Genomic DNA, 25,685 nt, shown 5'->3' with positions numbered 1-25,685 from the left:
ACGGTCCGGCCCGCCCGGAGCCCGGCCGCCGTCCCAGCCCTAGGCTGGCCCCATGCCCGACACGACCGACGCCCGTGCCGCGATCGAGGCGCTGCAGGGGCACGAGGCGTGGGCGATCATCCGGCGCTCGACCCGGGCCGGCGACCGCGACACCGTCGGGCTGGTCGGGGGGCGCCGCTCGGTCGTCGCCTCGCTGCTGGACGTCCCGCTCGAGGACGGCCCGCCGACCCCCGGGCGCACCGCCGACCGGCTGCTGGCGGTGCCGTTCCGCCAGGTCGCCGAGCGCGGCTTCGAGGCCCACGACGACGGCGCGCCGCTGGTGGTGGTCGACGTCGAGACCGAGCAGGAGTTCTCGGTCGCCGAGGTGGCGGCCGCGATCGACGACGTCGAGCTCACCTTCGCCGACCGGGGCGGGTTCGAGACCGACGACGAGACCTACGCCGGCCTGGTCCGCACGATCATCGACGAGGAGATCGGCCAGGGCGAGGGCGCCAACCTGGTCGTCGGCCGGCACTACCGCGCGCGGGTCGAGGACTGGGGCCCCGCCCGGGCGCTGGCGGTGTTCAAGCGGCTGCTCGAGCGCGAGCGGGGGACGTACTGGACGTTCTGCTTCTTCACCGGCGACCGCTACCTGATCGGCGCCACCCCGGAGCGGCACGTCAGCGTGCACGACGGCGACGTGCGGATGAACCCGATCAGCGGCACCTTCCGGATCCCCCGCGACTCCGACGCCGCCCAGGCCGACCTCAAGACCGGGCTGCTGGACTTCCTGCGCGACGAGAAGGAGGTCTACGAGCTCTTCATGGTGGTCGACGAGGAGCTGAAGATGATGTGCGACCTCTGCTCCGAGGGCGGGCAGGTCCTGGGGCCGTTCCTCAAGCCGATGAGCCGCCTGGTCCACACCGAGTACCTCCTCGCCGGGCGCAGCGCCCGCGACCCCCGCGAGATCCTGCGCGACACGATGTACGCCGCCACGGTGACCGGGTCCCCGGTCGAGAACGCCTGTCGGCTGATCAGGAGGTACGAGACCTCCGGGCGCGGCTACTACGGCGCCGCCCTGGCCGTCCTGGGCCGCGACCCCTCCGGCGGACCCGTGATGGACAGCCCGATCGTGATCCGCACCGCCGACGTCGACCTCGACGGCAACCTCACCGTGACCGCCGGCGCCACCCTGGTCCGCGACTCCGACGCCCACTACGAGGTGGCCGAGACCCATGCCAAGGCCGGCGGGATCCTGTCGGCCTTCGGCCTGGTGCCCCCGGCGCCGACGCCGCAGGTCGACGTGGCCGAGCTGGTCGCCGACGAGGACGTGCTGCTGGCGCTGAACGCCCGCAACCGACGGCTGTCCGGCTTCTGGCTCACCGACCAGGACGACGCCGCGCCCGACCCGCGCCTGGCCGGGCGCCGGGTGGTCGTCCTGGACGGCGAGGACGACTTCGTCAACATGCTGCGCCACCTGCTCGCGGTGATGGGGCTGGTCAGCGAGGTGGTCCGGCACGAGGACCTGCCGGCCGACCCCGGGGCGTACGACGGGTTCTTCGACGCCCACGACCTGGTCGTGGTGGGGCCCGGCCCGGGCGACCCCCGCGACGACGACGACCCCAAGATGGTCCGGCTGCGGGCCGCGGTCACCGCGCTGCTGGCGCAGGAGAAGCCGTTCCTGGCGATCTGCCTGGGCCACCAGGCGCTGTGCCACCAGATCGGTGTCCCGCTGGCCTACAAGGACATCGTCTTCCAGGGCATCCAGTCGCCGGTCACGGTCGACGGCCGGCGCGAGCGGGTGGGGTTCTACAACACCTTCGTCGGGCGGCCCGACGCCTCGACCGTGCTGCCCGCGGGCGTGGAGGTCGACGCCGACCCGGCCACCGGCGACGTCGACGCGCTGCGCGGCCCGCACTACCGCGGCATCCAGTTCCACGCCGAGTCGATCCTCACCGAGCACGGCTACGACCTGGTGCACGGCCTGGTCGTCGACCTGCTGGAGCCGGTGCTCGGGGACTGACGTGCCGGCCCCGGCGCCCTCCGGACGCACCGTGCCCGACGTGGTGGTCGTCGACCACCACGACTCCTACACGCACAGCCTGGTGCACCTGGTCGCCTCGGTCACCGGCGCGCTTCCGACGGTGGTCCAGCACGACGAGACCGACGCCGCCACGGTGCTCACGCACTCCCACGTCGTGCTCTCGCCGGGCCCCGGGCATCCCGACGTGCCGGCCGACTTCGCGGTCGGCGCGGCGGTGCTGCGCGGGGCGGCCGCGACCCGTACCCCCGTCCTGGGGGTGTGCCTCGGGATGCAGGGACTGGTCACCACCTACGGGGGCCGGGTCGACCGCGTCCCCCCGGCCACGGGGTGCTGGCCACGGTCCGCCACGACGGCACGGGCGTCTTCGCCGGTGTGCCCGACGGGTTCGACGCGGTCCGCTACCACTCGCTCGCCGCGGTCGAGCTGCCGTCCTGCCTGCGCCGCACCGCGGTCGACGAGCGGACCGGGCTCACCATGGGCGTCGCGCACGTCGACCTCCCGCAGGTGGGCGTCCAGTTCCACCCCGAGTCGGTGCTCACCGAGCACGGCGCCGCGCTGGTCGCCGGCTTCCTGGGGCTGCGGTGAGCCCGGCCGAGGCGCTCGCCGCGGTCGGGGCCCACCCGCGCAGCGCCTGGCTGGACGGGCCGTGGACCGACGGTCCGTGGCTCGGGCTGCTCGACGAGGCGGACCCCTCGCTGACCTACGACGCGGTGACGCGCACCGTCACCCGGCACGCGCACGGCCGCGCCGAGGTGGTCGGCGACGACCCGTTCACCGCCCTGGAGGCCGCGCTGGCCGACGGGCCGCCCGACGCCCGGTGGGTCGGCTGGGCGGGGTACGCCGCCCGCCCGGACCTGCCCGCGCTGACCGGCGGGTCCGGCCGGGACGGACCGGCCGGCGGGCTGCCCGACGCGGTGTGGATGCGCCCCTCGCGCTGGGTGGCGGTCCGCCCCGACGGGGGTCGTGTGCCCGAGCACGGTCCCGGCACCGTGCTCGGGCACACGACCCCCTCGGCCGGGACGCCCCCGGACGCCGACGTGCCCGCCTGGTACGCCGCCGCGTTCGCCGAGGTCCAGGAGCAGCTGCACGCGGGCAACACCTACGAGGTGAACCTGACCTACCGCGAGGACCTCCTCTCCGACCGCCGGCCGCTCGACGCCTACGCGGCGCTGCGGGCCGGGAGCCCCGCGCCGTACGCCGCCCTGGTCCGCCACGACCTCCCGGGCGCGCGCGGCTGGATGCTGGGCTCCTCGCCCGAGCGGTACGCCCGCGTCGACCTCGCCCCCGACGGGTCACGGAGCATCGAGACCCGGCCGATCAAGGGCACCCTGCCCCGCGACGCCGACCCGGTCCGCGACGCGGCGCTGGCCGCCCGCCTGGCCGTCGAGCCCCGCTTCCGCGCCGAGAACCTGATGATCGTCGACCTGCTGCGCCACGACCTCGCGGTGGTCGGGGAACCGGGGTCGGTGGAGGTGCCCTCGTTGATGGCCGTCGAGTCGTACGCCGGGGTCCACCAGCTCGTCTCGACCGTCCGGGCCCGGCTGCGGCCCGAGGTCACCACGGTCGGGGCGCTGCGCTCGCTGTTCCCGGCGGGGTCGATGACCGGGGCCCCCAAGCGCCGCACGATGGAGGTGATCGGTGCCGTGGAGGGCTCGCCCCGCGGCCCGTACGCCGGGGCGGTCGGGTGGGTCGGCGCCGACGGCCGGGCCGACCTCGGCGTCGTGATCCGCACCCTCACCACCGCCGGCGACGGTCGCTGGCGGCTCGGCACCGGTGGCGGCGTCACCGTGCAGTCGACGGCCGCCCAGGAGTGGGAGGAGTCGCGCTGGAAGGCCGCCCGGCTGCGGGCGGCGCTGCTCGGGTGAGGCCCGAGGTGGTGCTCAGCCGCCGAGGGTCTCCTGCAGCACGTCGGCGCCGGCGTCGGCGTCGGGGTCGACCGTCAGCGGCTGGCGGTTGCCGGGCAGCGTGAGCACGAAGCGTGCACCGCCGGCCGGGGAGGCGGTCACCTCGACGTCGCCCGAGTGCCGACGGGCGGCCTGCTGCACGATCGAGAGCCCCAGGCCCGAGCCGGGCATCGACCGGGACTCCTCGGCGCGCCAGAACCGCTCGAAGACGTGCGGGCGGTCGTGCTCGGCCACGCCCGGTCCCTCGTCGTCGACGGTCAGCACGCCGTCGCGCATCCGGGCGGTCACGGTGCCGCCGGTGGGGCTCCACTTCGCGGCGTTGTCGAGCAGGTTCGTCACGGCGCGCTCCAGGGTGGCGGCGTCGCCGACCACCCACCACGGCTCCACCTCGACGTCGAGGCGGACCGAGGGCGCGCGCAGGCGTACCCGGGCCACGGCGTTGTGCACGACGCCGGCCAGCTCGACGGGCTCGATCGCCGGCTTCACGCCGTCGTCGCGGGCGAGCTGGACGAGGTCGCCGATCAGGGTGGTGAGCTCCTCGATCTGCGCGCGGACGTCCTCGATGAGCTCGCGTCGGGTCTCCGAGGGCAGCACCGGTCCCAGGTCGCCGGACTCGGCCTGGCTCAGCAGGTCGAGGTTGGTGCGCAGCGAGGTCAGCGGGGTGCGCAGCTCGTGCCCGGCGTCGGCCACGAGCTGGCGCTGACGGTCCCGGGAGGCGGCGAGCGCCGACAGCATCTGGTTGAAGGCGGCGGCCAGGCGGGCGATCTCGTCGTCGCCCTCGACCGGCATCGGGGTGAGGTCCTCGGTGCGCGCGATCCGCTCCACCGACCGGGTCAGGCGGCGCACGGGCCGCAGCCCGTTGCTGGCCACCGCCCACCCGGCTGCCCCGGCGACCGCGACGCCGAGCAGGCCGAAGACGAGCATCACGGCGCCCAGCCGCGCCAGGACCTGCTGCTGGGAGTCCAGGGACTGCGCGATCAGCAGGGCGGTGCCGCCGTCGGGCGCCGGGACGGCCGCGATCCGGTAGTCCTCCCCCGTGGTCGCGGCGACGGTGCGCAGGCTGGAGGCCCGCTCGCCCTCGGCGACCTCGACCTCGGGCGGCGACTGGCCCAGCGACAGCGGCGGGCCGTAGTCGTAGGTGTGCACCCGCACGTCGTCGGCGTACAGGAACGCGATCCGGACGTCGGCGGCGCCCAGCGCCGCCGACGGCACCTGCGCCTGCCTGGTCAGCTCGCCCAGCGCCGGCGAGGACGCGGCCTGCTCGGCGCGGGTCATCAGCGACTCGTCGAGCGTGCTCTGCAGCTGGGAGCGCACGGTCATGTAGGCAGCGAACGCCACCAGGGCGACCGTCAGGCCGACCGCCATCGTGGTCAGCCCGATCACTCGGCTGGCCAGGGACCGGCGGTAGTGCCAGCGGCGCCGGCGCACCTCAGCCGGCCTTGAGGACGTAGCCGACGCCGCGCACCGTGTGGATCAGGCGGTGCTCGCCGGCCGCCTCGGTCTTGCGGCGGACGTAGCCGACGTAGACCTCGAGGGAGTTGGCGCTGGTCGGGAAGTCGAAGCCCCAGACCTCCTCGAGGATGAACGAGCGGTCGAGCACCCGCCGGGGCCGGCGCAGGAACATCTCCAGCAGCGCGAACTCGGTGCGGGTCAGGTCGATGCTGCGACCGGCCCGGTCGACCTCGCGGGTCGCGACGTTCATCGTCAGGTCGCTGAAGGCCAGCACCTCGTCGTCCTCGCCGGGGGTGGGCGTGGTCCGGCGCAGCAGCGCGCGGAGCCGGGCCAGCAGCTCCTGCAGCGCGAACGGCTTGGTGAGGTAGTCGTCGGCGCCGGCGTCGAGGCCCTCGACCCGGTCGCCGACCGCGTCGCGGGCGGTGAGCACGAGCAGGGGCACGTCGTTGCCGGCCGCCCGGAGCGCGCGGGTCGCCTCGAGGCCGTCGAGGCGCGGCATCATCACGTCCATCACGACCACGGCCGGGTCGGTCTCGCCGATCACGGCCAGCGCCTCCGCGCCGTCCGCGGCGAGGCGGACGGCGTACCCGTTGAACTCCAGCGAGCGGCGCAGCGACTCCCGCACCGCGCGGTCGTCCTCGACGACGAGCACGCGGGGTCGCTCGGCGCCGGGCGCGCTGCTCGCGGGGGTGCTCACCCACCCCACTGTGCCAGCCGGGGCTGAGGCGTGCCTGAGAGGCGACCCGCGCCGCTGGTCTAGCATCACGCCGTCAGCGGGCCCGGCTCCGGCCCGGACACGGGGGGACGTGCATGGCTCGATCGGACCGACCGACCCTGGGGGGAGCCCCGGGCCGGCTACCGGTGCTGGTCTCCTTCGCGGTCGTGGTCGTCGTCGCGGCCGCCGTGATCGCGCTGACCCGGACCCCGGGCGGCGCCCCCGGGCCGGTGACGGCCACCCCGGTCGGCGCCGCCGCGGCACCCGGAGGGCCCCCGGAGGCGGTGGTGGTGGCGCGGGTGCTGCGGGTGCCCGAGGTCACCGGTGGCGGACGGGCGCCGGTCCTGGTCGGCCTCGACGCCTCCGCGTCGAGCGACCCCGACGGGGGCGCGCTCACCTACCGGTGGGACCTCGACGGCGACGGGCGCCACGACGACGGGGCGCGTGCGGCTCCCCGGGTGCGGCTGACCGGCCGGGCACCGGCCGTGGTGACGGTGGTGGTCCGCGACGGCACGGGCCTGGCCGACGCCGCCCGGCTGCGGCTGCCCCGCGGTCCTCAGAGGTAGCGGCGGGCCGCTCGTGCCGCGCGGGCGCCGTAGCCGCCGCCGAACAGGCAGGCGTGCACCAGCAGCGGGTAGAGCTGGTGCAGCGCGGTGCGGTCCTCCCAGCCGTCGGCCAGCGGCGTGAGGTCGGAGTAGGCCTCGAGCAGGCGCTGCAGGTGCGGCAGCCCGAAGAGCGAGAGCATCGCCAGGTCGGCCTCCCGGTGACCGGCGTACGCCGCCGGGTCGATCACCCGGGTGCCGTGGGCGGCCCAGAGGACGTTGCCGTTCCACAGGTCCCCGTGCAGCCGGGCCGGGCCCTCCTCGGGCACGAGTGCCGTCAGCCGACCCACGACGGCCTCCACCGAGGCGGCCTCCCGGGCGTCGACCGCGCCGCGGTCCCGGGCCAGCTTGAGGTACGGCAGCACCCGGCGTACGGCGTAGAACTCCGCCCACGTCGGGGCGGTGCGCTGCGGCATCGGCAGGCCGGCGATCCAGCCGTCGCCGTCGGGACCCCCGTACGCCGGGGCGCCGGCCGCGTGGGTGCGGGCCAGCCGGCGACCGAGGTCGGCGGCGGCGTCGCCGGTGGGTCGTCCGGGCTCGACCCAGCGCAGGACGAGCGCGTCGTCGGCCACCGCGAGCACGTCGGGGACCTCGATCCCGCCGGTCGGCTCGGCCAGCCAGCCCAGGCCGGCGGCCTCGCGGGCGAACATGCCGGCCGGGGGGCTGGTCATGGTCTTGACCAGCACCGTCGAGCCGTCGGAGACGCGCAGCTTGGTCACCGTCGCGACGTCGCCGCCGCTGACGGGGGCCGAGGACACGACGGCGACGCCGAGGAGCTCCTCGACGCGGCGGACGGCGGTGGTCCGCCTCATCCCGGCCGCTCCGCGAGCAGCGCGGGCAGCGCGCTCACCAGCACGTCGCTGACCCGGCGCACCATGCCCAGCACCTCCTCGAACCCGTCGTCGCCACCGTAGTAGGGGTCGGGAACGTCCGCCCCGGTCCCGACGGGGTCGAGCGAGCGGAACAACCGGACCCGGTCGGGCTCGTCGGGCCCCAGGGCGAGGGTGTCGCGGAGGTTGGCGGCGTCCATCACCAGCAGCAGGTCGTGGGCGAACCACGACGGGTCCGCCGGGTCGAGGTGCCGGGCCCGGTGGGCGGAGGGGTCCAGCCCGTGGGCGACCAGGGTGGCCGCGGCGCGGCGGTCCATCGGGTCCCCGACGTGCCAGGCGCCCGTGCCGCACGACTGCAGCGTCACCTGGTCGTCCAGCCCGGCGCGGCGCACGGCGTCGGCCAGCGCGACCTCGGCCATCGGGGAGCGGCAGATGTTGCCCAGGCAGACCAGCGCCACGGAGTAGCGGCCCGGGGTGCGCGGCGACGGGAGCGCGGGCCCCGTGCGTACCGGCCCGGTCGGGGTGCTGCTCATGCGCGCTTCTCGGTGCCGAGGAGGGCGTCGAGGGCCCACGTGACCACGGTGATCACGACGGCGCCGCCGACCGCGGACCAGAAGCCGTCGACGCGGAACCCGACGCCGAGCTGCTCGGCCAGCCAGCCCGTCAGCATCAGCATGAACGCGTTGATGACCAGCAGGAACAGCCCGAGGGTCAGCAGGATCAGCGGGAAGGAGAGCAGCTGCAGCACCGGCTTCACGAACGCCGACACCACGCCCAGGATCAGCGCGACCGCCAGCAGCGGCAGGATCTTGGACTCGATCTCGGCGCTCCCGGAGCGCGGGCCGGTGAAGCGGAGCCCGTCCAGCAGGGCGGTCGCGGCCGCCAGGGCCAGGGCGGTGGTCAGCAGCCAGGTGAGGAATCGGGTCACCCGCCCATCCTCCCAGCCCCGGCTGAACGCCGCCTGAACCGCCGCCGGCGCCCCCGACCGCCGCCACGCCGCTGTAACGCTGTGTTACGTCATCTGGGTCCGTGTCACGACACCGTCCCAGATGACGTAACACAGCGTTACAGCCCGAGCGCGCCGATCACCTGGACGGCGGCGTCGTCGAGGTGCGCGCACAGGAACGCCCCGGCGGCGTCGACCTCGTCGGCCTCGAGCAGCGCGACCAGCGCGGTGTGGCTCTCGGCCTGGTCGTGGGTGTTGCGGCGGATCCGGTCGACCTGGGCCAGGGCCAGCTTGAGCTCGGTCATCAGCGCCTCGGCCGCGGCGACCAGGCGGGGGCTGCCGGTGAGCGCGACGAGGGAGACGTGGAAGGCGAGGTGGTGCTCGTTGAGGGCGCGGAAGGAGTCGCCGGCCGCGACCGCGTCGGTGTAGCGCGTCAGCGCCTCGCGCACGCCACGGCGGTCGGCCGGGTCGGCCTCGCGCCACCCGCGGACCCCGGCACCCTCGAGGACCAGCCGGGCCCGGCAGACGTCGCGCACCGACGAGGCGGCCGGGCGGGCCACGCTCACGCCGCGGTGCGGCTCCCGCGTGGCCAGGCCCTCGGCCACGAGCACGCCGAGGGCCTCGCGGACGGTGGAGCGCGAGACGCCGAGCGAGGCGGCCAGGGCGACCTCCCGCAGCGGGGTGCCGGACTCGACCTCGCCCTCGAAGACGGCACGACGCAGCTCCTCGGCGGCACGGTCGACCGTGGAGGAGTGGTCGAGGTGCAGCGTGGCGAACGCCGTCGTCTGCCCGGGCATGCCACCCATCATGCCCACCCGGCGACCCGACTTGTCGCGTGGTGCCCGGACCGGCACACTGATCTTGTCCGATTGTCTGACAATCCGCGACCGTGGTCGCGGGAAGGGGTGCTGCGTGACCGAGCTGACGTGGGGACGGCACTACGCCGCGGTCGAGCCGACGGCCTTCCGTGTCGAGTACGCGATCAACCCGTTCATGGACCCGGCCGTGCAGCCCGACGGCGCGCTCGCCCACGCCCAGTGGACCGAGATGGTCCGCGTGCTGCGCTCCCTCGGCGCCCGGGTCGACGTCCTGCCGCAGCGCGACGACGCCCCCGACATGGTCTACGCGATGAACCTCGGCCTGGCCCTGCCCGGGCACGGCGGGGACCGGGTCGTGCTGTCGCACATGCGCCACCCGCAGCGCCGGATGGAGACCGGGTCGGCCGCCGGCTGGTTCGAGTCGGCGGGGTGGAGCACGTCGTACGTCGGCCGCGACGGCGTCGGCGCACACCTCGAGGCCGGGGACGCCTTCGCCTTCGGCGGTGACCTCGTCGTCGGGTACGGCCCCCGCACCGAGGAGCTCGCCCTCAAGGCGCTGGCCACCGACCTGGGCCTGCGCGTGCGCGGGCTACGGATCACCCACCCCGGCATGTACCACCTCGACCTCGCCTTCTGCCCGCTCGACGACCGCCGGGCGATGGTCTGCCCGGCGGCGCTCGACGACGCGTCGGCCGCAGCGCTCCTCGACCTGGTCCCCGAGCCGCTGGTGCTGACCGAGGAGGAGGCGCTGAGCACCTTCTGCGCGAACTCCGTGGTCGTCGGGCGCACCGTGGTGATGCCGGCCTGCCCGCCGCGTGTCCGCGCGCAGCTGGAGGAGTGGGGATTCGAGGTCGTGCTGGTCGAGGTCGGCGAGTTCCACAAGGGCGGCGGCTCGGTCCGCTGCCTGACCAACCCGCTCGACGTCACCGTCGGTCGCGAGCTGGTGCCGGTGCCCGGCGGCGAGGTCGTCCTGCCGGGCTGACCCCCGGCCCGGCCCGCGTAGCCTTCGACGGATGTTTCCCGTGGGCGGCTACGACGTGATGGTGCTGGGCGCGCTCGTCGCCGGCGCCGTCCTCGGCCTGGTCGGGTGGCTGCTCGCGAAGCGGCTCGGCGTGGCCGGGTGGGCCGCGGCCGCGTTCGTCTGGACCGTCGTCGTGATCGCCCTGGTCACGCTCATCCCGGCCGACGCGGACCCCGGCGTCGTGCTGGCCGAGGACCGCCTGCCGGGCTGCTCCTTCGACATCGGCGGACCGGCCCCCGACGGGTTCTGGATCTTCTCCGGCGGTCAGCGGCTGCTCAACACCGTCGCGTTCGTGCCGTCGGGCGCCTTCCTGGTCCTGGCCGCGGCGCGGTGGCGCTCGGCGTGGCTGACGGTCCCGGCCGGGCTGGTAGGGCTGGCGGCGTACTCCGTGGCGATCGAGGCCGTCCAGCTCGAGCTGGCCCGCATCGACCGGGCCTGCGACGCCACCGACGTGATCGACAACGTGACCGGGGCCGCGGTCGGCGTCGGGATCGGGCTGCTGCTGGCGCTGGTCCTGCGTCCGTGGCGGGACCGCCACGAGCGCCACGGCCGGGCGCCCGTCGGGCGGGGCGCCGGAGCGGGCGAGGACTAGCCTGCGGGCGTGAGCACACCCCAGCCCCGCGCCCACGTCGAGCGCATCCCGGCCTACGTGCCCGGCCGGCCGCCCACCACGCGGCCCGGGACCACGACCTACAAGCTGTCGTCGAACGAGAACCCGTACCCGCCGCTGCCCGGGGTCGTCGAGGCGGCGCACCGCGCGGTGGACACGATGAACCGCTACCCCGACATGGGCAGCACGCTGCTCTACGCGGGGCTCTCGGACCGCCTCGGCGTCCCGGTCGAGGACCTCGCCGCCGGCACCGGGTCGGTCGCGCTGATCTACCAGCTGCTCACCGCCTACTGCGACCCCGGTGACGAGGTCGTCCACGCCTGGCGGTCGTTCGAGGCGTACCCGATCGCGATCACCTCGGCCGGCGCGGTCTCGGTACGCGTCCCGGTGGACGCCGACGGCCGCCACGACCTGGACGCGATGGCCGCCGCCGTCACCGACCGCACCCGCGTGGTGATGGTCTGCACGCCCAACAACCCGACCGGGCCGTCGGTGACGCAGTCCGAGCTCGACGCGTTCCTGGCCCGGGTCCCCTCCCACGTGCTGGTGGTGGTCGACGAGGCGTACCTGGAGTTCGTCCGGATGGACGACGCCGTCGACGGGCTGGCCACCTACCGCGGCCGGCCCAACGTGGTCCTCTTCCGCACGTTCTCCAAGGCCTACGGCCTGGCCGGGTTCCGGGTCGGGTACGCGGTCGCGCCGGCCCCGGTCGCCGCCGCGCTCCGGGCCGTGTCGCTGCCGTTCGGCGTCTCGACCGTCGCCCAGGTCGCGGCCGTGGCCTCCCTCGACGCCGAGCAGGCGCTGCTGGAGCGGGTCGACGCCCTCGTCGTCGAGCGCGACCGGGTCGTCGAGGGGCTGCGGCAGGTCGGCTGGCGGGTGCCCTCGCCGCAGGGCAACTTCGTGTGGTTCGACCTGGGTGCCCGGACCGCGGCGTTCGCCGCCGCGGCGGAGGAAGCCGGGATCGTCGTGCGGCCGTTCGCCGGCGAGGGGTGCCGGGTCTCGATCGGCGAGGACGAGGCGAACACCCGTCTGGTCGACGTCGCCGCCCGCTTCGGACCGGACGGAGACGTCGCACCCCTCTGAGGGGTCTCTCATCTTCGCTCACCCGGCTCTCACGACGGGCTCATCGGCGGGGCGCAGGGTTGCCGTCATACAGCAGCCACCCGCTCGTCCCCCACGAACCCAGGAGCAACACCGTGCGCCGAACCCTTGCCCGTCCCGCCTCCGCCGCCGTCCTCGCCCTCACGCTCGGCCTCGGCCTGAGCGCCTGCGGCGGTGACGACGACACCGTCTCCGCCGAGGACCGCGACCAGGCCACCCAGGCCGCGATCGCCGCCGTCGGTGGCGAGGCCACCGTGACCGGCGTCGACGCCGGCGACGGCGACGACCAGTACGCCTTCGAGGTCGAGGTGCAGTTCGCCGGCGGCGAGGACGCCGACGTCCAGCTCGACGAGAACTTCGACGTGATCGGCACGCCGCCGAGCGCCCCCTCGGCCGCCACGCCCTCCGACGACGCCTCCAGCAGCCCCGCCCCGAGCGACTCCGCCACCCCGACCCCGGCCGCCGGCGGCTCGGGCGACGACGGCTTCGACGACGGGTTCGACGACTCCGACCTGGACGACGACGGCGACAACCTCACCGGCCAGACCCTCCAGCGCGCCGTCGACGCCGCGCTGGCCGAGACCGGTGGCGGCCGCGTCACCGACGCCGAGCGCGCCGACGCCGACGAGGACCACGCCTTCGAGGTCGAGGTCCAGCTCGACGCCGCGACCGACGACGACGTCAGCGTCGAGCTCGACGAGCAGTTCGGCGTGGTCCGCGTCGACCGCTGACCCCCTGTCCGTCCGCCGCAGGAGGCCCCCGCCGCACCCCCCGGGTGAGTCGGGGGCCTCCTAGGCTCGCGCCATGAGCGACGAGCCGACGTACACCGAGAAGGGCAAGCCCTTCGAGCGGGACACGAACTACATCCAGGACCGGGTCACCGCCCGGCCCGGGACGTCCGCGGACCCGTACGTCGGCAGCGTGGACGTCGAGACCTGGCCCGTCGAGCCGGGGCGCTACCGGCTGGCCGCGGCCAAGGCGTGCCCATGGGCCAACCGCGCGATCATCGTGCGCGAGCTGCTGGGCCTCCAGGACGTCCTCTCGATGGGGCTGGCCGGCCCCACCCACGACGCCGACTCCTGGACCTTCGACCTCGACCCCGGTGGGGTCGACCCCGTCCTGGGCTACGAGCGGCTCCAGCAGGCGTACTTCGCCCGCGACCCCGACTACCCCCGCGGCATCACGGTGCCGGCGATGGTCGACGTGCCCACGAAGGCCGTCGTGACCAACGACTTCCCGCAGATCACGCACGACCTCTTCTTCGAGTGGCGCGAGCACCACCGCGAGGGCGCCCCGGACCTGTGGCCCGCGGACGTCCGCGACGAGATGGAGGAGGTCATGCGCCGGGTCTTCACCGAGGTCAACAACGGCGTCTACCGCTGCGGCTTCGCCGGCTCCCAGGACGCCTACCAGGAGGCGTACGACCGCCTCTGGACCGCGATGGACTGGCTCGAGGAGCGGCTGACCGACCGCCGCTACCTGATGGGCAGCGCGATCACCGAGGCCGACGTACGACTCTTCACCACGCTGGCCCGCTTCGACGCGGTCTACCACGGCCACTTCAAGTGCAACCGCAACAAGCTCACCGAGATGCCGGCGCTGTGGGGCTACGCCCGGGACCTGTTCCAGACGCCCGGGTTCGGCGAGACGATCGACTTCGAGCAGATCAAGGCGCACTACTACGTGGTGCACACCGACATCAACCCGACCGGGATCGTCCCGGCCGGACCCGACCCCGCGGTGTGGCTGACCAGCCACGACCGCGAGAAGCTGGGCTGACATGGCCGACCGCGACGGAATGCAGATCGACGGGGCCCGGGTGCTGGTCGCCGGTGCGACCGGCGTGATCGGCGGCAAGCTGGTCGACGCGCTGGTCGAGCGCGGCGCCCGCGTCGTGCCCGCCGGCCGGGACGAGGAGCGGCTCGCCGCCCTCGGCGAGAGGACCGGCACGACCCCGCAGGTGCTCGACGCGGTCGACGCGGACTCGGTGCGCCGTGCCGTCGACGCCGCGGTCGCCGAGCTCGGCGGCCTCGACCTGCTGGTGGTCACCGTCGGTGCGGCCGGTTTCGGCAAGGCGGTCGACCTGGACGCCGCCGTCACCGAGGAGCTCTTCGCGGTCAACGTGCAGGCGCCGATGGCGCTGGTCCGCGCCGCCGCGCCCGCGCTGACGGAGTCCGAGCACGGCACCGCCGTCGTCCTCTCCGCGATCCTCGCCGACCTCCCCACGGTCGGGATGGCCGACTACTCCGCGGCGAAGTCCGCGCTGTCGACGTGGCTCGGGGTGCTGCGCAAGGAGCAGCGCCGCGCCTTCCGCGTCGTCGACGTCCGCCCCCCGCACCTCGACACCGGCCTCGACCAGCGCGCGCTGGCCGGTGAGCCGCCGCGCCTCCCCGAGCCGGTCGCCTCCGACGAGGTCGTCACCGCGATCCTCGACGCCCTCGCGGGTGACCAGGGCGAGCTGGTCTGGGAGGCCAAGGAGAAGAAGCTCACGCCGCGCTAGACGTCAGGTCGTGATCTGGTGCCAGTAGGTGGCACCAGATCACGACCCGACGGGCCGCGGGCACTGCGGGCAGCGCCGCAGGGTCCCCTCCCAGCCCCTGGACCGCAGGACGTCGCCGACGTGACCCGCCGTGCTGCAGGCGTCGCGCAGCACCTGGCCCCACCCCACCCGGAGCGTGACGCGGTCCGAGCCGTGGCGGAGCGCCGCTGTGGCCAGGTCGCGGCCGAGGTCCTGGTCGAACGCCTGCGGCGACTCGTGGAACGCCCGCCCGTCCAGCTCCACGACGACGGCGAACCGCCGGTACTCGACGTCACGCTGCACGCGTCCCACGGCCGTCGCCCCCACCTGCCGCTCGGCGCAGGGGAGACCGTGCGCCCGCTCGACGCGGTGCAGGTACTCGCGCTCCAGCACCGAGCACGCTCCGAGCGCGAGGTCGTCGAGCATGCCCGCCAGCAGCGCGTGGTTGGCCCCGCCACGGCGCCGGCCCAGCGTGGCCGCGATCGTCCTCGCATCGGTCTGCCGGGACCACGTCGCCTCGGCCAGCAGCCGGTACGCACGGCCCGGGTCCGGTTCGTGGAGGGCGGCCTCGACCGCTGCCTCCTCGATGCGCAGGCGAGGAGGGCACGACCCCGGCCGGACGCGGTCCTCCCAGTGTGCGGTGCGGTGGGCCACCACCCCGGGCACGGCGCGCACGCTGCGGCGGAGCCCGATGGCGACCTGGACCGGCGCCCGGTCCGGTGGTCGGGGCAGGGCCGACTCCCGCGTCAGGGCGCACGGCTCGTGGAGCAGGACCGCCGCCCAGGCGCGCTGGTCCCAGGTGGTCGGGCCGTTGTGCTCGACGTAGACCCCGGGGTGGACCGGCGTGAAGCGCCCGCGCCTGAGCCACCGCCGCAGGTCATGGGGCTCGGCGCCCAGGTCGAACAGCTGGCGGCGGGACACGACCCCGTCCTGCACCCAGCGGAGCAGATGGGCGAGCCCCTCCTCGTCCATCCCGGTCATGCACGTCATCGTGGCGCGGGAGCCGCGTTGGTGCGGGTGCTGCGCCGGCGACCTGTGGACAACGTCACCACGCCGGAGGTGCCGGTCGCTCCTAGGCTGCTGACATGGGCCACGACCACGGGCACGCCGCCGGGCGCGCCGCCGACCGTTCCAAGCTGCGGTGGGCGCTGCTGGTCACCGTCACGGTGCTGGTCGTCGAGGTGGTCGGCGCCGTGGTCACCGGGTCACTGGCGCTGCTGGCCGACGCCGGGCACATGGCCACCGACGCCGGGGCGGTCGTGCTCGCGCTCGGGGCGTCGTACGTCGCCGGTCTCGGCGGGGGGCGTCGCTCCACCTTCGGTCTGCACCGCGCCGAGGTCCTGGCCGCCGTCGCGAACGCCGTGGTGCTGCTGGGCGTCTGCGCCTTCATCGCCTGGTCGGGGCTGAGCCGCCTGGGTGACGCCCCGGACGTCGACGCGCTGCCGATGCTCGGCTTCGCGCTGGTCGGGCTGGTCGCCAACGGCGTCTCGCTGACCATCCTGCAGCGCTCCGACACCGGGTCGATCAACCTGCGCGGGGCCGCCGCGGAGGTGTTCGGCGACCTCGTCGGGTCCTTCCTGGCGGTGGCCGCGGCGCTGGTCATCCTGGCCACCGGCTGGCAGGAGGCCGACCCGGTCGCCTCCCTGCTGATCGCCGCGCTGATCCTGCCGCGCGCGGTCCTGCTGCTGCGCGACGCCGGCGCCGTGCTGCTCGAGATCGCGCCGAAGGGCCTCGACCTCGACGCCGTGGAGCACCACGTGCGCCACGTGCCCGGCGTGGTCGACGTCCACGACCTGCACGCCTGGACCATCACCAGCGGCCTCCCCAGCCTGTCGGCCCACGTGACGGTGACCGACGAGGCGCTGGCCGAGCGGGGCGTGGGCCCGATCCTCGACGAGCTGTGCCGCTGCGTGGGCGACCACTTCGCGGTCCGGCACGCCACCTTCCAGCTCGAGCCGGCCTCCCACCGCGCGCACGAGGACCTGGGCGAGGTGCACTAGCGCGGTCGACGGGTAGATCGCACGCACCAGGTAGAGACGATCCACCCACCGACATGGGCGGCGACCCAGGTCAGGGGCATCCCGGGCACCGGCCCACCGTTCCCTCCCACCCGTGCCGCTGCAGGACCCGACCGATCCGGTGCGCGGTGCGGCAGGCATCGCGGGTCACCTGGCGCCATCCGATCCGCAGCGTCACGCCCCCAGCCTCGGCGACGGTGTCGAGGTCCCGGTCGAGGTCCTCGGCCCGGCGGTGGGGGGAGTCGTGGAAGAGCCTCCCGTCGAGCTCCACGACCACGCCGTACGCGAGGTGGTCGGCGTCCCGGTACACGACGCCGCCGGCGGTACGGACCCGGAGCTGCCGGGCCGGCGCCGGCAGCCCGTGCGCACGCTCGACCCGGACGAGGTACTCCCGCTCGAGCACCGAGCAGGCACCCTCGGCCAGGTCCGCGAGCATCTCCAGCAGCAAGGAGCCGGCCGGGACACCGCGTCGCCTCCGGAGCGCCTCGGCGATCGCCTGCGGGTGACTTCGCCTGGTGTGGCAGAGGCGGGCGAAAGCGGCGAAGGCGTCGTACGGGTCCCGTGCCGCTGCAGCCACCTCGACCACGGCCTCCTCCAGCCGCAGCCTCGGCAGGGTGGACATCGGGGCGACACGGTGGTGCACACGGGCCGTGCGATGGGCCACGACACCAGGCACCGGACGCACCTTCCGCCCTGGAGCGACGGCCACGTGGATCACCCCGTCCTGTGGAGGGTCGGGCAGGGCGGACTCCCGGGTCAGCCAGGCGGGGTGGTGGGCCAGCACGGCGGCCCAGGCCCGCTGCTGCCACGTCAACGGCCCGGTGTGCGTGACGTAGACGCCCAGGTGGACCGGCGCCAGCTCGCGCCGGCGCAGCATCCGGGCGATGTCGTGGTCCCGCAGTCCTGCAGACAGCAGCTGGGGGCGTGAGACGACCCCGTCCTGGGCCCGGACCAGGACGCGGAGGTCGTCCGAGCCGGGTCCTCGGTCGACCGGGGTGGGTGCAGCCATGGCTCCAGCCTCGTCGGGGGCCGCCCCCGCCGGCCGGTGTCCTGGCCACACCTGTGGAGGAGCTGGTCGATGGGTCGGTTGCATGCACCAGGTGGACGGAAACGACACGTCGACCGGGGAGCGCGGTCACCCGGTCCGCGCACCTACGATCTTCGGGTGCCCCTGCCTCCCGCGCTCGCCCGGCTCGCCACGGTCTACGGCGTCGACACCGCCTACGAGGACTGGCAGGACCAGCCCGTGGACGTGCCCGAGACCACCATCGTCCGCGTCCTGACCGCGATGGGGGTCGACGTCGCGGATCCCGAGGCGGCGCTGGTCGAGCAGGAGGCCGCGCCGTGGCGGCGGGTGCTGCCGCCGGCGGTCGTCACCGTCGCCGGGGAGGCCGTGGCGGTCGACCTGCACACGCCCGACGGCGAGGAGCCGCCCGCGCTACGGCTCGACCTCGAGGACGGCAGCAGCCGCGACCTCGCGACCCCGCGGCCCGGGGGCACGCGGGAGGTGGACGGCGCGGCCGTCGTACGCCGGTCCGTCCGGCTGCCCGACGACCTCCCGCTCGGCTACCACGAGCTCGTCACCGGCGACGCCCGCTGCCGGGTCGTCGTCACCCCGCCGGTCCTCGGCCTCCCGCCGAGCCTGGGGGAGCGCCACGGGTGGGGGTTCGCCACCCAGCTCTACAGCGTCCGGTCGCGGCAGTCGTGGGGCGTGGGAGACCTCGCCGACCTGGCCGACCTCGCGGTGTGGTCGGCCGGCCTCGGTGCCGACTACGTGCTGGTCAACCCGCTGCACGCGGCCGAGCCGGTCGCCCCGCTGGAGCCCTCGCCGTACCTCCCCACCACCCGCCGCTTCCCGAACCCGCTCTACCTGCGCGTCGAGCGGGTCCCGGAGTACGCCGACCTCCCCGCCGAGGACCGTGCGGTGGTCGACGGGCTCGCCGCCGACGTCCACACCGCGCTGGACGACCTCGACGCCATCGACCGCGACACCTCCTGGACCGCCAAGCGCCGGGCGCTCCGGGTGGTCCACGACGCCGGCCTGACGCCCGGGCGGCGGCTCGCGCTCGAGGCGTTCGTCGCGCGGGAGGGGGCGTCGCTGACCGAGCTCGCCACCTGGCGCGCGCTGGCCGCCGAGCACGGCCCCGACTTCCGGCAGTGGCCCACGGACCTGCAGGACGCGCACGGCCCGGCCGTCGCCGCAGCCCGCGAGGAGCTGGCCGACGAGGTCGCCTTCGAGGTGTGGCTCCAGTGGGTGCTCGACGAGCAGCTGGCCACCGCCCAGGGCGCGGCCACCGGCGCCGGGATGGCGCTGGGGACGATGCACGACCTCGCCGTCGGCGTGCACCCCGGCGGCGCGGACGCCTGGCGGCTGCGGGAGGCGTACGCCGAGGGCGTGCGCGTCGGCGCGCCGCCGGACGCCTTCAACCAGCGCGGCCAGGACTGGGGCCAGCCGCCGTGGACCCCGACCGGGCTCGAGGCCACCGGCTACGAGCCGTTCCGCGAGATGGTCGCCGCCCTGCTGCGCCACGCCGGCGGGGTCCGCATCGACCACGTGATCGGGCTGTTCCGGCTGTGGTGGGTGCCGGAGGGCGGGTCGCCGGCCGACGGCACCTACGTCCGCTACGACCACGCCGCCATCATCGGCGTGCTCTGCCTCGAGGCCCAGCGCGCCGGTGCCGTGGTGGTGGGGGAGGACCTCGGCGTCGTCGAGGACTCCGCCCGCGCCTACCTGCTCGAGCGCGGCGTGCTCGGCACCTCGATCCTGTGGTTCGAGCGCGACGAGGACGGCGACCCGCTGCCGGCCCAGGAGTGGCGCGAGCTGTGCCTGGCCTCGGTCACCACCCACGACCTGCCGCCCAGCGCCGGCTACCTCACCGGGTCCCACGTCGACCTGCGCGAGCGTCTCGACCTGCTGACGCGTCCGGCTGCCGAGGAGCGCGCGGCCGACGAGGCGGAGCGGGCGACCTGGCTGTCCGAGGTGCGCCGCCAGACCGGCCTGGCCGAGGGGGCCGGGGTGGAGCAGGTGGTCGAGGCCCTGCACGCCTACCTGACCCTGACGCCCAGCCGGCTGCGCAACGTCGCGCTCACCGACGCGGTCGGCGACCGGCGTACGCAGAACCAGCCCGGCACGAGCGACGAGTACGCCAACTGGCGCGTCCCGCTGTCCGGCCCCGACGAGCGACCGATCTCGCTCGAGGACGTGCTGACCTCGACCCGGGCCCGTAGCCTGGCGCGGGTGATCAGCACCCAGCAGGACGCCCCGTGAGGCCCCAGGTCCTCGAGCTCATCGCCGTCGAGCACGCCGCCGGCGGGCAGGCCGAGCAGACACCCAGCGGCACCGAGGCCGGCGAGGGGGCCGACGACCACTGCGGGCTCTGCGACCTGACGGACGACCAGGACGCGTGGCAGGCGATCGCGGAGGAGCTGGGCGTGCCGGTCAGCCTGCACACCAGCGACGACCTCTCGCCCGAGGAGAGCCCGGTGGTCCGCGAGGTCGGCACCCCGGTGGTGATCGCCCGCTTCGACGACAACGAGTTCCACGCCGTCGTCCTCGCCGAGCGCCTCGAGGTCTTCGAGGGCGACGTCACCCGCCTCGTGCGCGAGGTGCGCCTCGTGGCCGACCAGCAGGGCTGGACGCTGCCGGGGGGCGAGGAGCCCGAGGAGCAGCCCGAGACCCTCTAGGCCGAGACTCTCTGGGCCGAGACCCGCGGCTCAGGCCTTGCCGTCCTGGGCCGTCGCGTTCTTCTCGTCGGCCTCGGCGGCGTGCGCGAGCTTGACCAGGGTGCCCTCGATGCCGCGGCGCGCCTTCGTGGGGAACCCGGTGACCTTGAGCCCGAGCCGGATCGGCCCCGGCACCCTGGACAGGTCCCACGTCTCGGTCACCTTGGTGCCCCCGGCGACGGGCTCGAGCTCGTAGCGCCAGCGGTGCGGCGCGAAGTGCTTCCAGGCGATCAGCCGGTCCTGCTCGAACTCCACCACGGTGTTCTTCGTCCGGTACGCCGCGCCCTGCTTCATCCCCATCCCGAACGTCGAGCCGAGGGTCAGCGTGTCCGGGCCCTCCACCGAGCCGCGCAGCGTCCCGGACCCGTCGATGCGCTGGTGCTGGCGCGGGTCGGCCAGGATCGCGAAGACCCGGGCCGGGGAGGCCTCGATCACGGTGGAGGAGGAGACGCTGGGGGTGCTCATGGCCCCACCGTAGGGAGGCGGTCCCCGGCGACGCTCCCCGACAGGGGTGGGATTGGCGGCGGCACCGAGGCGTTCGGTACGTTGGCCCCGACCTGACTGTGGTCGGGGTCACAGCGCCACCCACCCTCGTGGCGCGTGCCCCACCGCGACCGGACCGGCCTGGCGGAGACCCCGTCCACCGGTGAGAGCGAGGAGCCGACGTGAGCCCGACCCCACCCCACGACCCGTCCTTCGGGCCCGACCTGGTGGAGGTCTTCGGGCCCCAGCAGACCGACGGCGGCCCCGAGCTGGTGCAGCTGCTGACGCCCGAGGGCGAGCGCGTGCACCACCCGGAGTTCGACCTGGACTTCTCCGCCGACCACCTGCGCGGCCTCTACCGCGACATGGTGCTGACCCGGCGGATCGACACCGAGGCCACCGCGCTGCAGCGCCACGGCGAGCTCGGCATCTGGGCCCAGCTGCTGGGCCAGGAGGCCGCGCAGATCGGCGCCGGGCGGGCCCTGCGCCCCCAGGACCACGTCTTCCCGACCTACCGCGAGCACGGCGTCGCCTGGTGCCGCGGGATCGACCCGCTCGACCTGCTCGGGCTCTTCCGCGGCGTCGACCACGGCGCCTGGGACCCCGCCGAGAAGCACTTCGGGCTCTACACGATCGTGATCGGCGCCCAGGCGCTGCACGCCACCGGCTACGCGATGGGCATGCAGCGCGACGGCGTCGTCGGCACCGGCGACCCCGACCGCGACGCGGCGGTCGTCGCGCACTTCGGCGACGGCGCGTCCTCCCAGGGCGACGTGAACGAGGCCTTCATCTTCGCCGCCTCCTACAACGCCCCCGTGGTGTTCTTCTGCCAGAACAACCAGTGGGCCATCTCGGAGCCGATCGAGCGGCAGAGCCGGATCCCGCTCTACCAGCGCGCGCTCGGCTTCGGCTTCCCCGGCGTCCGGGTCGACGGCAACGACGTGCTCGCGACGTACGCCGTCACGCAGGCGGCGCTCCAGCGCGCCCGCGACGGCCAGGGCCCGACCCTGGTCGAGGCCTACACCTACCGGATGGGCGCCCACACCACGACCGACGACCCGACCCGCTACCGGCTCTCCGACGACGTCGAGCACTGGAAGCTCAAGGACCCGATCGCCCGGGTCGAGGTGTACCTCAAGCGCAACGGCCTGGTCGACGAGACGTTCCTGGCCGACCTGAAGAAGGAGGCCGACGAGCTCGGCCACCACCTGCGTGAGGGCTGCAAGGCGCTCCCGGACCCGGAGCCGGGCGCGATGTTCGAGCACGTCTACGCCGAGGAGACCGAGGAGCTGCGCGTCCAGCGCGAGGGCTTCGCGGCCTACCACGCCGGTTTCGAGAGCGAGGGCGCGCGATGAGCACCAGCAGGATCACCCTGGCCAAGGGCCTCAACATGGGCCTGCGCAAGGCGATGGAGGACGACCCCAAGGTCCTCCTCATGGGCGAGGACGTCGGCAAGCTCGGCGGCGTCTTCCGGATCACCGACGGCCTGCAGAAGGACTTCGGCGAGGACCGCGTCATCGACTCCCCGCTGGCCGAGTCCGGCATCGTCGGCACCGCCGTGGGGATGGCCCTGCGCGGCTACCGGCCGGTCGTCGAGATCCAGTTCGACGGCTTCGTCTACCCGGCCTACGACCAGATCGTCTGCCAGGTCGCGAAGATGAGCTACCGCTCCAAGGGCCGCTCGCCGATGCCGATGGTGATCCGGATCCCCTTCGGCGGTGGCATCGGCGCGGTCGAGCACCACTCCGAGTCGCCCGAGGCGCAGTTCGCGCACACCCCGGGCCTCAAGGTCGTGGCCTGCTCCAACCCCGTCGACGGCTACTGGATGATCCAGCAGGCCATCGCCAGCGACGACCCGGTGATCTTCCTGGAGCCCAAGCGGCAGTACCACGCCGACAAGGCCGACCTCGACGACACCGCCCGGCCCGACCCGCTGTTCACCTCCCGCGTCGTGCGCGCCGGCACCGACCTGACCGTGCTGGCCTACGGCCCGACGGTGAAGACCGCCCTGGCCGCGGCGGAGGCCGCCGCGACCGAGGGCCGCTCGGTCGAGGTGATCGACCTGCGTACCCTCTCGCCGCTCGACATGGGCCCGGTCCTGGACTCCGTGCGCCGTACGGGCCGCGCCGTGATCACCCACGAGGCGCACGTCAACCTCGGGATCGGCGCCGAGGTCGCCGCGAGGGTGACCGAGCACTGCTTCTACTCCCTCGAGGCGCCGGTGCTGCGCGTCGGCGGCTTCGACACGCCCTACCCGGCGTCGCGGATCGAGGAGGAGTACCTCCCCGACCTCGACCGGGTGCTGGACGCCGTCGACCGCTCGTTCGAGTTCTAGGCCAGGAGACCCGACATGGCTGAGTACAAGCTGCCCGACCCCGGCGAGGGGCTCACCGAGGCCGAGATCGTCACCTGGCGCGTCCAGGTCGGCGACACGATCGAGATCAACGACGTCGTCGTCGAGATCGAGACCGCCAAGTCCCTGGTGGAGCTGCCCTCCCCGTACGCCGGCACCGTCGTCGCGCTGCTGGTCGACGAGGGACAGATGGTGGAGGTCGGCACCCCGATCATCCGGATCGTCGACCCGGCCGAGGCCGCGGCGCCCGAGGCCGACGCCCCGCCGGCCCCGACCGCCGAGATGGAGATCGACCTGTCCAACCCGGCCGCCAGCGGCGGCGGGGAGGGCGAGAGCCTGGTCGGGCGCAACAAGGCCGACCGGGGTCCGGTGCGCCGGCGCCGCAAGGGCGCGGCCTCGCCGTCGTCCGAGGCGGGCGCCAACACCCAGATGCAGCTCCAGGGCGCCTTCGCCCCCGGGGGTGCGCTCTCCGACGACGTCGTCGAGTCCGACGAGCCGGCCGTGCCGGCCACCTCCGCCCGCGGACCCGAGCCGGAGACGGCCGAGGCGCTGGTCCCGGCCCGGGCCACGTCGCCCCAGGAGGTCCGGGTGCTGGCCAAGCCCCCGGTGCGCAAGCTGGCCAAGGACCTCGGGGTGGACCTGACCGCGCTGACCGCGAGCGGTCCGGGCGGAACGGTGACCCGCGACGACGTCCAGTCCGCCGCCGGGCGGGGGACGGCCCCGGCCGAGGCCCCCGCGCCTGCTGCCGCGCCTGCTGCCGCCGCCGGCGCGTCCGCGGCGCACGCCGGTGCCCGGGAGACCCGCGAGCCGGTGAAGGGGGTGCGCAAGATGATGGCCGGCGCGATGGTCGGCTCCGCCTTCTCCGCCCCGCACGTGACGGAGTGGGTCACCGTCGACGTCACCGCCACCATGGAGCTGGTCGAGCGCCTCCAGCGGCACCGCTCGTTGCGCGACGTCAAGGTCGGCCCGCTGCTGGTGCTGGCCCGCGCGGTCACCCTCGCCGTGCGGCGCACCCCCGAGATCAACTCGTGGTGGGACGAGGCGGCGCAGGAGGTCGTGGTCCGCCACTACGTGAACCTCGGGATCGCCGCGGCCACGCCCCGCGGGCTGGTCGTGCCCAACGTCAAGGACGCCGACGCGATGTCGCTGCACGACCTCGCCGCGGCGCTCGGCGAGCTCACCGCGACGGCGCGGGAGGGGCGTACGACCCCCGCCGACATGAGCGGCGGGACCTTCACGATCACCAACGTCGGCGTCTTCGGCGTCGACGCGGGCACGCCGATCATCAACCCCGGCGAGTCGGCGATCCTGTGCTTCGGGGCGATCCGCAAGCAGCCGTGGGTGGTCACCCGCGACGGCGTCGACGAGATCGTGCCGCGTCAGGTCACCACGCTCGCGCTGTCCTTCGACCACCGTCACGTCGACGGGCAGATGGGCTCGCGCTTCCTGGCCGACGTGGCCGGCATCCTCGAGGACCCGGGCTCCGCGCTGCTGTTCTAGGCGGCGTCGGGCTGGGCGCTGCCTGGGCGCTGCTGTCCTGGGCGGTGCGGGTCAGGCGTAGAGCCGGACCCGCACCAGCAGCGGGCGGTGGTCGGACTCGAACCCGTCCAGGGTGCGGTGCGCGGCGAGCTGGGCCGGGCCGCGGAAGCCGTCCTCGGTGCGGCGGCGCACGGAGTCGGCGGCCAGCCAGACGTAGTCGATCCACCGGGTGTTGCGGGTCGGCACGACGCCGTCGAGGCCGAGGGAGTCGTAGGACGAGACCGCCTTCCCCTCGAACACCCGGGACAGCCCTCCTGCGGGCCGGGCCGCGGCGTCGTCGGCGTGGTCGAAGTTGTAGTCGCCCGTGCCGAGCACGACGTCACCGGGAGTCCGGGACCACATCCGCGCCATCGTCCGGTAGTGGCGCTTCGCGCGCCGGGCGTTGAGGTTGCGCTCGAAGCGCTGCCCGGTCTCGATCGTCTGGTTGACGTGGGTGTTCAGCAGGCTCACCGTCCGCCCGGACTCGCGGTGGCGCAGCCGCACGGTGACGACCCAGCGGGACGGGAACGGGGCAGCGGTGACGGCGGCAGAGGCCCCGGGGTGCATCATGCGGGTCCGGGCACCGAGGAAGGCGAAGGTGTCCCGTCGCCAGGTGACCGCCAGCGGCGCGGCCGCGCCGGTGCCGGGTGCCTGCCAGGTGCCCCAGCCGCGGGCCCGGTACTCCGAGGCGAGGTCGCGGAACATCGGGGTCGCCGCCTCCTGCCACCCGACCAGGTCGACACCGGGCCTGCCGGCGAGTCGTGCCCAGTCCCGGCGGGCCTGGTCGGGGGTGAGGGTGCGGCGGGCGTTGAAGGAGACCACGCCCAGGTCGTCGACGACCCGCCCCGGCAGCGGGGCGGCGCGGGGCGGCCCACCGGCGGCCCGGTCCCGGGTCCCGCCGTGTCCGGCTGCTCCGCCACGGCCGTCGGTGAGGTGCAGGACGGCCGCGAGCAGCGTCGCAGCGAGCGCCGCGACCAGGACCAGGACCCCGGTCCCGAGCAGACGACGGGAGACCATGCGCGAAGGCTAGTCGTGCTGCCGGGGAGGTCG

Annotated in this window: 26 protein-coding genes and 1 pseudogene; 17 read left to right on the top strand and 10 right to left on the bottom strand. The window is 74.8% G+C overall.

Annotated features, from left to right (window positions below; genetic code table 11):
• Positions 1-52 precede the first annotated feature (52 nt).
• The 4 genes and pseudogenes from ENKNEFLB_RS21460 to ENKNEFLB_RS21450 all read left to right on the top strand — a co-directional run bounded on the left by ENKNEFLB_RS21460 (position 53) and on the right by ENKNEFLB_RS21450 (position 3,888).
• Positions 53-2,002 carry an anthranilate synthase family protein gene (locus ENKNEFLB_RS21460; protein ID WP_214057204.1) on the top strand — a complete coding sequence of 650 codons (1,950 nt, stop codon included), beginning with the start codon at positions 53-55 and terminating at the stop codon, positions 2,000-2,002.
• Between the two features lies 1 nt (position 2,003).
• A pseudogene (locus ENKNEFLB_RS22985) lies at positions 2,004-2,273 on the top strand (glutamine amidotransferase-related protein); the annotation flags it as partial.
• A 77-nt stretch (positions 2,274-2,350) separates the two neighbouring features.
• Positions 2,351-2,608 carry a glutamine amidotransferase-related protein gene (locus tag ENKNEFLB_RS22980; protein WP_275955924.1) on the top strand — a complete coding sequence of 86 codons (258 nt, stop codon included), beginning with the start codon at positions 2,351-2,353 and terminating at the stop codon, positions 2,606-2,608.
• Positions 2,605-3,888, top strand: a complete 1,284-nt coding sequence (locus ENKNEFLB_RS21450) for an anthranilate synthase component I family protein (RefSeq protein WP_214057203.1) — start codon at positions 2,605-2,607, stop codon at positions 3,886-3,888. Before ENKNEFLB_RS22980 ends, ENKNEFLB_RS21450 begins: the two co-directional genes overlap by 4 nt.
• A 15-nt stretch (positions 3,889-3,903) precedes the next feature.
• Here ENKNEFLB_RS21450 and ENKNEFLB_RS21445 read toward each other — a convergent pair whose 3' ends face one another.
• Together ENKNEFLB_RS21445 and ENKNEFLB_RS21440 are read right to left on the bottom strand one after the other, a co-directional pair.
• Positions 3,904-5,355, bottom strand: a complete 1,452-nt coding sequence (locus ENKNEFLB_RS21445; protein ID WP_246535723.1) for a HAMP domain-containing sensor histidine kinase — start codon at positions 5,353-5,355, stop codon at positions 3,904-3,906.
• Between the two features lies 1 nt (position 5,356).
• Positions 5,357-6,076 carry a response regulator transcription factor gene (locus tag ENKNEFLB_RS21440; RefSeq protein ID WP_246535722.1) on the bottom strand — a complete coding sequence of 240 codons (720 nt, stop codon included), beginning with the start codon at positions 6,074-6,076 and terminating at the stop codon, positions 5,357-5,359.
• Positions 6,077-6,189: 113 nt separating this feature from the next.
• On the opposite strand from ENKNEFLB_RS21440, the gene ENKNEFLB_RS21435 reads away from it, so the two are divergent.
• On the top strand, positions 6,190-6,660 hold the full coding sequence (locus ENKNEFLB_RS21435) for a PKD domain-containing protein (RefSeq protein ID WP_214057202.1): 471 nt from the start codon (positions 6,190-6,192) through the stop codon (positions 6,658-6,660).
• Here ENKNEFLB_RS21435 and ENKNEFLB_RS21430 read toward each other — a convergent pair.
• From ENKNEFLB_RS21430 to ENKNEFLB_RS21415, 4 genes are all read right to left on the bottom strand, one after another.
• Positions 6,651-7,508 (bottom strand): fructosamine kinase family protein, encoded by an 858-nt coding sequence (locus tag ENKNEFLB_RS21430; RefSeq protein WP_214057201.1) that lies wholly within the window; start codon positions 7,506-7,508, stop codon positions 6,651-6,653. The genes ENKNEFLB_RS21435 and ENKNEFLB_RS21430 overlap by 10 nt on opposite strands.
• Positions 7,505-8,059 carry a low molecular weight protein-tyrosine-phosphatase gene (locus tag ENKNEFLB_RS21425; protein ID WP_214057200.1) on the bottom strand — a complete coding sequence of 185 codons (555 nt, stop codon included), beginning with the start codon at positions 8,057-8,059 and terminating at the stop codon, positions 7,505-7,507. Before ENKNEFLB_RS21425 ends, ENKNEFLB_RS21430 begins: the two co-directional genes overlap by 4 nt.
• Positions 8,056-8,454, bottom strand: a complete 399-nt coding sequence (locus ENKNEFLB_RS21420; protein ID WP_214057199.1) for a phage holin family protein — start codon at positions 8,452-8,454, stop codon at positions 8,056-8,058. The genes ENKNEFLB_RS21425 and ENKNEFLB_RS21420 overlap by 4 nt, the downstream gene beginning before the upstream one ends.
• A gap of 137 nt (positions 8,455-8,591) precedes the next feature.
• Positions 8,592-9,269, bottom strand: a complete 678-nt coding sequence (locus tag ENKNEFLB_RS21415; protein ID WP_214057198.1) for a GntR family transcriptional regulator — start codon at positions 9,267-9,269, stop codon at positions 8,592-8,594.
• 115 nt (positions 9,270-9,384) lie between these two features.
• Here ENKNEFLB_RS21415 and ENKNEFLB_RS21410 point away from each other — a divergent pair, with 115 nt between their 5' ends.
• The 6 genes from ENKNEFLB_RS21410 to ENKNEFLB_RS21385 all read left to right on the top strand — a co-directional run bounded on the left by ENKNEFLB_RS21410 (position 9,385) and on the right by ENKNEFLB_RS21385 (position 14,522).
• Positions 9,385-10,272: a dimethylarginine dimethylaminohydrolase family protein gene (locus tag ENKNEFLB_RS21410; protein WP_246535721.1), complete on the top strand. Its 888-nt coding sequence runs from the start codon at positions 9,385-9,387 to the stop codon at positions 10,270-10,272.
• Between the two features lie 31 nt (positions 10,273-10,303).
• Positions 10,304-10,903, top strand: coding sequence for a VanZ family protein (locus tag ENKNEFLB_RS21405; protein ID WP_214057196.1), 600 nt, complete (start codon positions 10,304-10,306; stop codon positions 10,901-10,903).
• Between the two features lie 9 nt (positions 10,904-10,912).
• Positions 10,913-12,004 (top strand): histidinol-phosphate transaminase, encoded by a 1,092-nt coding sequence (hisC, locus tag ENKNEFLB_RS21400; RefSeq protein ID WP_214057195.1) that lies wholly within the window; start codon positions 10,913-10,915, stop codon positions 12,002-12,004.
• A 113-nt stretch (positions 12,005-12,117) separates the two neighbouring features.
• Complete coding sequence (locus ENKNEFLB_RS21395) at positions 12,118-12,753, top strand: PepSY domain-containing protein (RefSeq protein ID WP_214057194.1); 636 nt, start codon at positions 12,118-12,120, stop codon at positions 12,751-12,753.
• Positions 12,754-12,826: 73 nt separating this feature from the next.
• A complete protein-coding gene (locus ENKNEFLB_RS21390) occupies positions 12,827-13,801 on the top strand; it encodes a glutathione S-transferase family protein (RefSeq protein ID WP_214057193.1) in 975 nt (324 codons plus the stop codon).
• Position 13,802: 1 nt separating this feature from the next.
• Positions 13,803-14,522 (top strand): SDR family NAD(P)-dependent oxidoreductase, encoded by a 720-nt coding sequence (locus ENKNEFLB_RS21385; RefSeq protein WP_214057192.1) that lies wholly within the window; start codon positions 13,803-13,805, stop codon positions 14,520-14,522.
• A gap of 39 nt (positions 14,523-14,561) precedes the next feature.
• On the opposite strand, the gene ENKNEFLB_RS21380 is transcribed toward ENKNEFLB_RS21385, so the two are convergent.
• Complete coding sequence (locus tag ENKNEFLB_RS21380; protein WP_214057191.1) at positions 14,562-15,521, bottom strand: type IV toxin-antitoxin system AbiEi family antitoxin domain-containing protein; 960 nt, start codon at positions 15,519-15,521, stop codon at positions 14,562-14,564.
• Positions 15,522-15,625: 104 nt separating this feature from the next.
• Here ENKNEFLB_RS21380 and ENKNEFLB_RS21375 point away from each other — a divergent pair, with 104 nt between their 5' ends.
• On the top strand, positions 15,626-16,540 hold the full coding sequence (locus ENKNEFLB_RS21375; protein WP_214057190.1) for a cation diffusion facilitator family transporter: 915 nt from the start codon (positions 15,626-15,628) through the stop codon (positions 16,538-16,540).
• Between the two features lie 70 nt (positions 16,541-16,610).
• Here the strand turns inward: ENKNEFLB_RS21375 and ENKNEFLB_RS21370 are convergent, their stop codons facing one another.
• Positions 16,611-17,567 carry a hypothetical protein gene (locus tag ENKNEFLB_RS21370; protein ID WP_214057189.1) on the bottom strand — a complete coding sequence of 319 codons (957 nt, stop codon included), beginning with the start codon at positions 17,565-17,567 and terminating at the stop codon, positions 16,611-16,613.
• Between the two features lie 156 nt (positions 17,568-17,723).
• Here ENKNEFLB_RS21370 and malQ point away from each other — a divergent pair, with 156 nt between their 5' ends.
• Positions 17,724-19,826 carry a 4-alpha-glucanotransferase gene (gene malQ / locus ENKNEFLB_RS21365; protein ID WP_246535720.1) on the top strand — a complete coding sequence of 701 codons (2,103 nt, stop codon included), beginning with the start codon at positions 17,724-17,726 and terminating at the stop codon, positions 19,824-19,826.
• Positions 19,823-20,242, top strand: coding sequence for a hypothetical protein (locus ENKNEFLB_RS21360; protein WP_214057187.1), 420 nt, complete (start codon positions 19,823-19,825; stop codon positions 20,240-20,242). The genes malQ and ENKNEFLB_RS21360 overlap by 4 nt, the downstream gene beginning before the upstream one ends.
• A gap of 30 nt (positions 20,243-20,272) precedes the next feature.
• On the opposite strand, the gene ENKNEFLB_RS21355 is transcribed toward ENKNEFLB_RS21360, so the two are convergent.
• Positions 20,273-20,746, bottom strand: a complete 474-nt coding sequence (locus ENKNEFLB_RS21355) for an SRPBCC family protein (RefSeq protein ID WP_214057186.1) — start codon at positions 20,744-20,746, stop codon at positions 20,273-20,275.
• Positions 20,747-20,946: 200 nt separating this feature from the next.
• Here ENKNEFLB_RS21355 and pdhA point away from each other — a divergent pair, with 200 nt between their 5' ends.
• Genes pdhA through ENKNEFLB_RS21340 form a run of 3 tightly spaced genes read left to right on the top strand, consistent with a single transcriptional unit; the run spans position 20,947 to position 24,617 of the window.
• Entirely contained in the window at positions 20,947-22,119 is a 1,173-nt protein-coding gene (gene pdhA, locus ENKNEFLB_RS21350; RefSeq protein WP_214057185.1) for a pyruvate dehydrogenase (acetyl-transferring) E1 component subunit alpha, read from the top strand.
• Positions 22,116-23,099, top strand: a complete 984-nt coding sequence (locus ENKNEFLB_RS21345) for an alpha-ketoacid dehydrogenase subunit beta (protein WP_214057184.1) — start codon at positions 22,116-22,118, stop codon at positions 23,097-23,099. The genes pdhA and ENKNEFLB_RS21345 overlap by 4 nt, the downstream gene beginning before the upstream one ends.
• 15 nt (positions 23,100-23,114) lie before the next feature.
• A complete protein-coding gene (locus ENKNEFLB_RS21340; RefSeq protein ID WP_214057183.1) occupies positions 23,115-24,617 on the top strand; it encodes a dihydrolipoamide acetyltransferase family protein in 1,503 nt (500 codons plus the stop codon).
• 51 nt (positions 24,618-24,668) lie between these two features.
• Here ENKNEFLB_RS21340 and ENKNEFLB_RS21335 read toward each other — a convergent pair whose 3' ends face one another.
• On the bottom strand, positions 24,669-25,652 hold the full coding sequence (locus tag ENKNEFLB_RS21335) for an exonuclease/endonuclease/phosphatase family protein (RefSeq protein ID WP_214057182.1): 984 nt from the start codon (positions 25,650-25,652) through the stop codon (positions 24,669-24,671).
• Positions 25,653-25,685: the final 33 nt, after the last annotated feature.

It is taken from the genome of Nocardioides aquaticus, from assembly GCF_018459925.1.
GTDB lineage: Bacteria > Actinomycetota > Actinomycetes > Propionibacteriales > Nocardioidaceae > Nocardioides > Nocardioides aquaticus.
The sequence above is the reverse complement of the archived record's forward strand: the minus strand, read 5'-3'. Positions and strand labels throughout refer to the sequence as shown.

Excerpts from the sequence above, each read along its gene's own strand:
- ENKNEFLB_RS21460 (WP_214057204.1), top strand. The coding sequence starts at position 53 with ATGCCCGACACGACCGACGCCCGTGCCGCGATCGAGGCGCTGCAGGGG.
- ENKNEFLB_RS21435 (WP_214057202.1), top strand. The coding sequence starts at position 6,190 with ATGGCTCGATCGGACCGACCGACCCTGGGGGGAGCCCCGGGCCGGCTA.
- ENKNEFLB_RS21430 (WP_214057201.1), bottom strand. The coding sequence starts at position 7,508 with ATGAGGCGGACCACCGCCGTCCGCCGCGTCGAGGAGCTCCTCGGCGTC.
- ENKNEFLB_RS21425 (WP_214057200.1), bottom strand. The coding sequence starts at position 8,059 with ATGAGCAGCACCCCGACCGGGCCGGTACGCACGGGGCCCGCGCTCCCG.
- ENKNEFLB_RS21415 (WP_214057198.1), bottom strand. The coding sequence starts at position 9,269 with ATGCCCGGGCAGACGACGGCGTTCGCCACGCTGCACCTCGACCACTCC.
- ENKNEFLB_RS21405 (WP_214057196.1), top strand. The coding sequence starts at position 10,304 with ATGTTTCCCGTGGGCGGCTACGACGTGATGGTGCTGGGCGCGCTCGTC.
- ENKNEFLB_RS21390 (WP_214057193.1), top strand. The coding sequence starts at position 12,827 with ATGAGCGACGAGCCGACGTACACCGAGAAGGGCAAGCCCTTCGAGCGG.
- ENKNEFLB_RS21385 (WP_214057192.1), top strand. The coding sequence starts at position 13,803 with ATGGCCGACCGCGACGGAATGCAGATCGACGGGGCCCGGGTGCTGGTC.
- ENKNEFLB_RS21380 (WP_214057191.1), bottom strand. The coding sequence starts at position 15,521 with ATGACCGGGATGGACGAGGAGGGGCTCGCCCATCTGCTCCGCTGGGTG.
- ENKNEFLB_RS21375 (WP_214057190.1), top strand. The coding sequence starts at position 15,626 with ATGGGCCACGACCACGGGCACGCCGCCGGGCGCGCCGCCGACCGTTCC.
- ENKNEFLB_RS21370 (WP_214057189.1), bottom strand. The coding sequence starts at position 17,567 with ATGGCTGCACCCACCCCGGTCGACCGAGGACCCGGCTCGGACGACCTC.
- ENKNEFLB_RS21355 (WP_214057186.1), bottom strand. The coding sequence starts at position 20,746 with ATGAGCACCCCCAGCGTCTCCTCCTCCACCGTGATCGAGGCCTCCCCG.
- ENKNEFLB_RS21345 (WP_214057184.1), top strand. The coding sequence starts at position 22,116 with ATGAGCACCAGCAGGATCACCCTGGCCAAGGGCCTCAACATGGGCCTG.
- ENKNEFLB_RS21340 (WP_214057183.1), top strand. The coding sequence starts at position 23,115 with ATGGCTGAGTACAAGCTGCCCGACCCCGGCGAGGGGCTCACCGAGGCC.
- ENKNEFLB_RS21335 (WP_214057182.1), bottom strand. The coding sequence starts at position 25,652 with ATGGTCTCCCGTCGTCTGCTCGGGACCGGGGTCCTGGTCCTGGTCGCG.